We start from the raw sequence: 6,662 nt of genomic DNA, 5'->3' as shown, positions 1-6,662 counted from the left end.
AAGTAGCCTGGATGCAGCGCAGCGAAATCCGGGTTGTTGATGCGCTAGCTGCCATTAAAAACCCGGATTTCGCTGCGCTGCATCCAGGCTACTTGGCATTGACATAGAAGCTACTTCGTAGATGACATATGGGTTATGTTTCTGGACGATATAGTGGAATGTCCCGGTACGACGACTAAGAGGCAAAAATTTATGATCAAGAAATGAAGTGCTACCGAATTTAAAAAAAATCTGCAGAAATTATGTACTCTTCTTAATAAAAAACTATACTGCAAAATTTATCTCGGATTTTTACAACCCAAACTAAACTTTGCGATCCTTACATAAACGATTTATACCGATATTAAAAATTAAATTTAAAAATATTATTTTTCTTCAAACTTTCAAATATAATCAAATAGTGATAAGCTTTCTAACAAATATAAATCGAGGGGTTGAGCATTCAGGTTTTATTACTTAATTCATACCGTTTAATTAGTATTATTTAATTAATAATTATAGTGTCTATCATAAGTAAAAAAATATTTATATTCCCCTGTCTCTTGGCCGCTGCCGTTGATTACAGAATAAATCATAAAAGTTTATTATTTTTATTTTGACATCTCTTGGAGTATTAACACTATGTTCATAGATTTACAAAACGAACAAATATCTTCCATCTTTTTAAGCAATGTTGTCGAGCCAAATATCTATGGAGGCAGTCCAAATATTAGAGTCATTTTATCTGATTGCAAGAATGAGCATGCGGTCAAATATTTTAAGGAAAATATTTTAAACCAATGTAGTTCAGCAGAATTACATGAATATTTTCAACAACATCATATAATGATTGATGGAACAGAATTTAGAACATTTTTTAATCAACTATTTAATAATAATATAATGACTGCTCATCAACGAGCTGTCATAGAGCCAATAATACTAAAATCCGAAGATACCTATTATTTACATTCTAAGATAGTTTCCACTATTACTTCGGCTCAAAAAGATGTTATAGCCGACTTTCTAAATACATATGCCGAAAATTTATTTACAAATATGAGCCTGCTTGAGGCACTAGAAAATATTTCATCTTTTAAGAAGTATGTAGACGGTGAATCGCTTCCAACTTCCAACTCTTTTGATTTATATTTTTTTAAGAAAAAAAGAAGGGAACAACCTATTCTAGAATCATTGATGGTATTGTGTCGCTTATTAAATGGGCGAGCAAATTTAGAAAACACTTTCCTTAAAATAGGAGGTGGAATTCCTGATTTAGAAACTCAGAGAAATATAATTAATAATTATCTCTATGACCAATGTATTAAATGCTATTCTGTGGATAATAAACTCATCTGCTTTCTAATCAATTTAATAATATTAAGTGAAGTTAGTATTCCCTCTGCTCTAAAAGAAATTGATCTAGGAAATGCTGAAGCCACTATGAAAAACTTTTTCACATCATATTCTACAATTTCGATCTTCAATAAAATCTATTCCGACGATCTAAATCGATTGAAGAAAGCTATCATTAGATCTTTGGAACACACAAAATTTGATTTAAAAGAGCTTCAATTAGAGCGGTTCATGTTGCCTGACCAAATTGAAGAATGCAGAACTGTATTTAATCACTTAGATGAAAATAACAACAATCAAACGAGTCCTGACTTTAATTTCTAAAAGAATCAAGTAATATAGCCTTTAACTATCACTATATTATTGTAAAAAAGCTAAGTAGCCTGGATGCAGCGCAGCGAAATCCGGGTTGTTGATGCGCTAGCTGTCATTAAAACCCGGATTTCGCTGCGCTGCATCCAGGCTACTTGGTTAATTTGGATGTTTGGCGATGACATAGGCTGCATCGCATTGACAAATTAAAGCTAATGCGTCATATTGCGAGTGTATTACACGGCTAGTACACTAATATACAAAGAGGGCATATGATTACTATCCAAGAATTGAGATTTGAATATCGTAAAAATAAAATTGTTTTGTCAACTGTGGATTTAACAATTGCAAAAGGCTCAATTTGCGGTTTACTAGGCAAAAATGGAGCAGGGAAAACAACCTTACTTAAATTAATTTGTGGTCTTCTGTTTCCTAAATCGGGAAAATGTAGCGTATTTGGCCAAGATCCTTCATCTCGTAATCCTGAATTTCTCAGACAAATTTATTATTTACCTGAAGAAATATACATGCCCAATATGTCTGTATCACAATTTCATAAGGCTTATTCCGTTTTCTATCCGAATTTTGATGATTTATTATTTTTAGCTACGCTTGACGAGTTTCAGTTATCAAAGACTCAATTATTATCAGATTTATCTTACGGTGAAAAAAAGAAAATTCTGATTTCATTTGGCCTGGCCACCCGGTGTCCTTTATTTATCTTAGATGAACCAACGAATGGCCTGGATATACCCAGTAAGGTGCAATTTAGAAAACTTGTTGCTAAAAATATACAAGAAAATCAATTGCTCCTTATCTCAACACATCAACTACATGATATTGAAAAATTAATTGATACGATTATTATTCTGGATGCGGGTGAAGTTGTGATTCATTCTGATATTAATGAAATTATGCATAAACTTTCTTTTGAGCGCCATCCAGAAGTTGCTCATTTAAACTATCTGCATTTTGAAAATGATTTATCTGGGTATAAAGTAATGCGACAAAACTTAACAAATGAAGAAACTAATATTGATCTTGAACTTTTTTTCAATGGTGTTCTAGCTAATAAATTAAAATTAAAACAACTCCTAGGGACTAGACAATGAATCAAGCAAAAGGCCTGTCAATTTCACGACTATTCTTCTTAAACAAAATTGAACTACAACAGCATAGAAATGGCATTTTAGTTGTAACAGCAGCTATCATTATATTCCACATTATTAATTATTTTTTGGCTATAATGGATTCATTTAGTGAGTATTCCGTTATTTTATTTTTCGGAGGCATAGTAGTAACAGCAGCCTCATTTAAGGACATACACGATAGAAAGAAAGCACAACTGTTTTTAATGATTCCAGGCTCAAATCTTGAAAAAATGATTACTAAATGGCTGGCGAGTTCAATTATGTATGTCATATTTACCCTGATTGTATATCTTGGATTATCACTTTTAGACTATTCACTTATAGACAATTCCTCATACAATCAAAATCAAGCGAATTTTTTTCATTATAAATTATTACCTATCATCTTAAGTTATTTGGCACTTCAGCCCATAATTTTCTTGGGATCAATTACATTTAGAAAGTATGTGGTTTTAAAAACGCTTTTGCTCTTAACTGTTATTATTTTTTCTTTAATAGCGTTTGTCGCATTCATCGCGTGGCTTATGTATTGCAAAAATTGTTTTGTGCCTGTCTTGCTCCCCTCATTTATCCATTCAATTAATTTTTTTGAATTATTTGTTTATTATTCTTTGGCACCTTTTTGCCTGTATATGACATATCTTAAACTTAACGAATTTGAGTTGCCTTAATGGATTTTGAAAAAAAGAAAGCAATCTATTTGCAAATCGCGGATTATGTTTGTGAGCAGATTTTGTTACAAAATTGGCTAGAAGGAAAAAAAATCCCATCGGTTAGAGAATTGGCTGTGGACATTCAAGTCAACCCAAATACTGTTATGCGAGCTTACGCCTATCTTGAAGAAAAAAATATCATTGAGACTCAAAGAGGCATTGGTTATTTTGTCGCGAATTTAGCCCTTAAACACGCGGTGAATATTGTTAAGCATGAATTCATATTCCAAGATCTACCTCAGATGTTTAAATCCATGAAACTTTTAGGTATTGAAATTGATCAAATTGTTGAGCATTATGAAATGAGGAAAAAATGAAAAAAAGTAACAAACTGTTCTTTATAGGTATTACTGCTTTATTTTTGGTGCCATTAATTATTTTTGTAGCTTTTAAATATTTGCATGAAGACGATTTTTCCAAAAACGAAATATCTCAAAATTTACAAGCTATTAGTGCTAAATCTAGCTCTAAAATATCTGAATGGGTCTTGAGATTTTCATCTGATGTAAATATTGTTAACTTGGATGGAAGGTTTGATTTTATAGTTGAACCAGGGAAATTTAATCAGCTATCTGTAGTGGCCAATAAAGATGTTTATAAATTCATAAAGTTTTCACGTAATAAAAATGTATTAACAATACGTCTTCAGGATGGAAGCGCAGTGTCGCCTCTCAATAAAATTAAAATCGTTCTGACAACGCCCAACATGAATGGAATTATGCTAACGGGTAATAATCACGTCGATGTTAAAAATATAATCAGTGATTCCCTCATCCTTAAAATGCGAGGTGATAATATTGCTAGGATATCGGGTTCATATCCCTATTTGAAGTTGGTGACAGCAGGAAATTCCCGATTGGATGTAAATATTCAGAAAGCTGAAAAAATACAATTAATGTCACTGGGGGCTACTAAAATTATTCTGTCAGGCACCGCAGACAATTTCGTGATTTGGAACTATGGAAACTCTCTAGTGCTTGCCAAAAATTTAATGGTAAATAACCTCATCATTGAAAGTAATTTCTCTTTTGATTCAAAGATGATCGTGCAAGCTAAGAAAACGCTCTCTGCCACTTCGCTTGGCAAAACCGAGGTAGACTATTACGGAAATCCAACTATTAATATAGGGAAAAGAAACGGACTATTGCTTACCAAGCGCGGCGAGTAATAGTCCATTTTTAATTAGTACTAAAGTCTGACTAATATATAGGGCCAGGACATCGATACCTTTTTTTGCCTAAAACAAAATTATTATTAAGTCCGACTAATAATTGTGATTTTAGTCTCACTGTCACTGAAATTATCTGTGTGGATAGTTGTGTTTAATGCTTTAATTTTTAATTCATTGAGAACTTCATATACAGATCGATGCTCATCAGTATTAATAGAATATTTTTCTTGTAGGGTCAGTAAAATATTTTTGATCTCGGGATTACCATTGATACCAGACAGCGTAACTGCACCGTAAGGGGTCTTCTTTAAGCTATAGATATTCCAGCTCAGAATGCCGGTCGCTAGGGCTGCCAGTGCAATGCTCATGTATGGCAGTGGCGAAATGTTATTATTTGGTTCATCAGTTAGGTCGTTTTCCAGAGATAACGTCTCGCAAATACTATAAAGCTTATTGAAAAGCTCGATACATACACCGCCCGCAGGCAAATAATCATTAATTGAAAGTATCTCTTCACAGTTGGGCGAAATTGGGTGTCTAGCATAACAAGTTTCATATCGTGGAGGATCACTTAAATTTAAGTACTCTGTATTATGATAATCATCATAAATACTATTAAAGTCATTAGGGGACACCGCTTGTCCAGATGAGTGCTGAAAGTATCCTACTAATCCTGAAATTATACTGCCAACCATTGGTAGAGTTGGTAATACTGCAAAACGGAACATTTTTTTCATTTTGCTATGATTTATCGCCTTTATCAGGCCATCAATATATCCTCGCATTTCAGAATTAAGGTTATTTGTGTTTGATGATAAATCTCCAAGTAATAAAGAGGTTCGTTCACCTGCAGGCATAAATTTTTTAAAAAACATAATTAATTCCTCAGTTAAGTTTGTATTTCCACTATAAATGAGTTCAATTATGTAAACAATTGTCAATTAGTGATAACATTGTTTACATTTTAGATACAATGAACCAGTTTTTTCATGCTTAGATTGAGGTGATAATGGGGATATTAGATGATTCTGCTCTTTTTGTAGCAATAATTCAGCAAGGGGGTTTCAGTCATGCTGCCAAGCATCTGGGTCTTTCTAATGGACTCATCAGCAGACGTATTGCCCAACTAGAAGCTACGCTGGGTGTTACTTTAATAAAACGTACTACCCGTCAAATTCATTTAACACCAGAAGGTGAACTATTCTTGGAGCATGCTCTAAAAATTAATCAAGAATTAAATACAGCGTTGAGTTTAATACAAGCCTCTGCAAAAAAACCTAAAGGAGTGATACATATTAGTGCGCCATTATATTTTGGTAGAAAATATTTAACCCCCATGCTGGTTGAGTTTATGAATAATTTTCCAGATATCCATACCAATTTAATTCTTAGTAATAAAAAAATTGATCCTATAAAATATAAAGTAGACCTTATTATTAGGGGAGCGGGATTTGTTGAGGATGTGAAATTAAAAGACAGCACTATGCAAATGAAATTACTCCTTAAAGAAAAAATTGGTTTATATGCTAGCCCACTTTATCTGCAAAAAAAGGGAACACCTACAAAGACAAAACATTTACCTGAACATACTATTATTAATTTCATCAACAATGTTCGTTTCACTTCTGAAAGCCAATGGAAATACTGTGAGAATAATAAAGAAAAGTCTGTGATATTAACGCCTTCTTTTAATTGTAACGATATTGAAAGCAGTTTAACTGCATGTATTGCGGGGAATGGGATAGGCCGGTTTACCGAGCTTAATGTTCTTTCTGCAGTACAACAGAACAAGCTTTACCCAGTTTTATCCCAATATGACTGGGGTGATTATCATTTATTCGCTATTTACCCTCAACAAAAGTCTCTTCCAAGACGTACCCGGCTTTTACTCGATTTTATTGATGTTCAAATACGTGGTATATATTCTTTCATTTCAGGGGCGAATTAATTTTTCTAAAAGAGCAACCTGAAATTGAATTT

Annotated in this window: 7 protein-coding genes; 6 read left to right on the top strand and 1 reads right to left on the bottom strand. The window is 33.0% G+C overall.

Annotated elements, in window-relative coordinates; all coding sequences use genetic code 11:
• Positions 1–621: 621 nt before the first annotated feature.
• The 5 genes from H0U71_08235 to H0U71_08215 all read left to right on the top strand — a co-directional run bounded on the left by H0U71_08235 (position 622) and on the right by H0U71_08215 (position 4,679).
• A complete protein-coding gene (locus H0U71_08235) occupies positions 622–1,659 on the top strand; it encodes a hypothetical protein (GenBank protein ID MBA2655033.1) in 1,038 nt (345 codons plus the stop codon).
• A gap of 260 nt (positions 1,660–1,919) precedes the next feature.
• Complete coding sequence (locus H0U71_08230) at positions 1,920–2,759, top strand: ABC transporter ATP-binding protein (GenBank protein MBA2655032.1); 840 nt, start codon at positions 1,920–1,922, stop codon at positions 2,757–2,759.
• Positions 2,756–3,469 (top strand): hypothetical protein, encoded by a 714-nt coding sequence (locus H0U71_08225; protein ID MBA2655031.1) that lies wholly within the window; start codon positions 2,756–2,758, stop codon positions 3,467–3,469. Before H0U71_08230 ends, H0U71_08225 begins: the two co-directional genes overlap by 4 nt.
• Entirely contained in the window at positions 3,469–3,828 is a 360-nt protein-coding gene (locus H0U71_08220) for a GntR family transcriptional regulator (GenBank protein MBA2655030.1), read from the top strand. Before H0U71_08225 ends, H0U71_08220 begins: the two co-directional genes overlap by 1 nt.
• Complete coding sequence (locus H0U71_08215) at positions 3,825–4,679, top strand: DUF2807 domain-containing protein (protein ID MBA2655029.1); 855 nt, start codon at positions 3,825–3,827, stop codon at positions 4,677–4,679. Before H0U71_08220 ends, H0U71_08215 begins: the two co-directional genes overlap by 4 nt.
• A gap of 86 nt (positions 4,680–4,765) precedes the next feature.
• Here the strand turns inward: H0U71_08215 and H0U71_08210 are convergent, their stop codons facing one another.
• Positions 4,766–5,557 carry a hypothetical protein gene (locus H0U71_08210; protein MBA2655028.1) on the bottom strand — a complete coding sequence of 264 codons (792 nt, stop codon included), beginning with the start codon at positions 5,555–5,557 and terminating at the stop codon, positions 4,766–4,768.
• A gap of 134 nt (positions 5,558–5,691) precedes the next feature.
• Here H0U71_08210 and H0U71_08205 point away from each other — a divergent pair, with 134 nt between their 5' ends.
• On the top strand, positions 5,692–6,630 hold the full coding sequence (locus H0U71_08205) for a LysR family transcriptional regulator (protein MBA2655027.1): 939 nt from the start codon (positions 5,692–5,694) through the stop codon (positions 6,628–6,630).
• The last annotated feature ends 32 nt before the right edge of the window (positions 6,631–6,662 follow it).

The organism is Gammaproteobacteria bacterium (assembly GCA_013697705.1).
GTDB lineage: Bacteria > Pseudomonadota > Gammaproteobacteria > UBA6002 > UBA6002 > UBA6002.
Note: the sequence above shows the minus strand (reverse complement) of the source record. Positions and strands in the feature narration are given on the sequence as shown.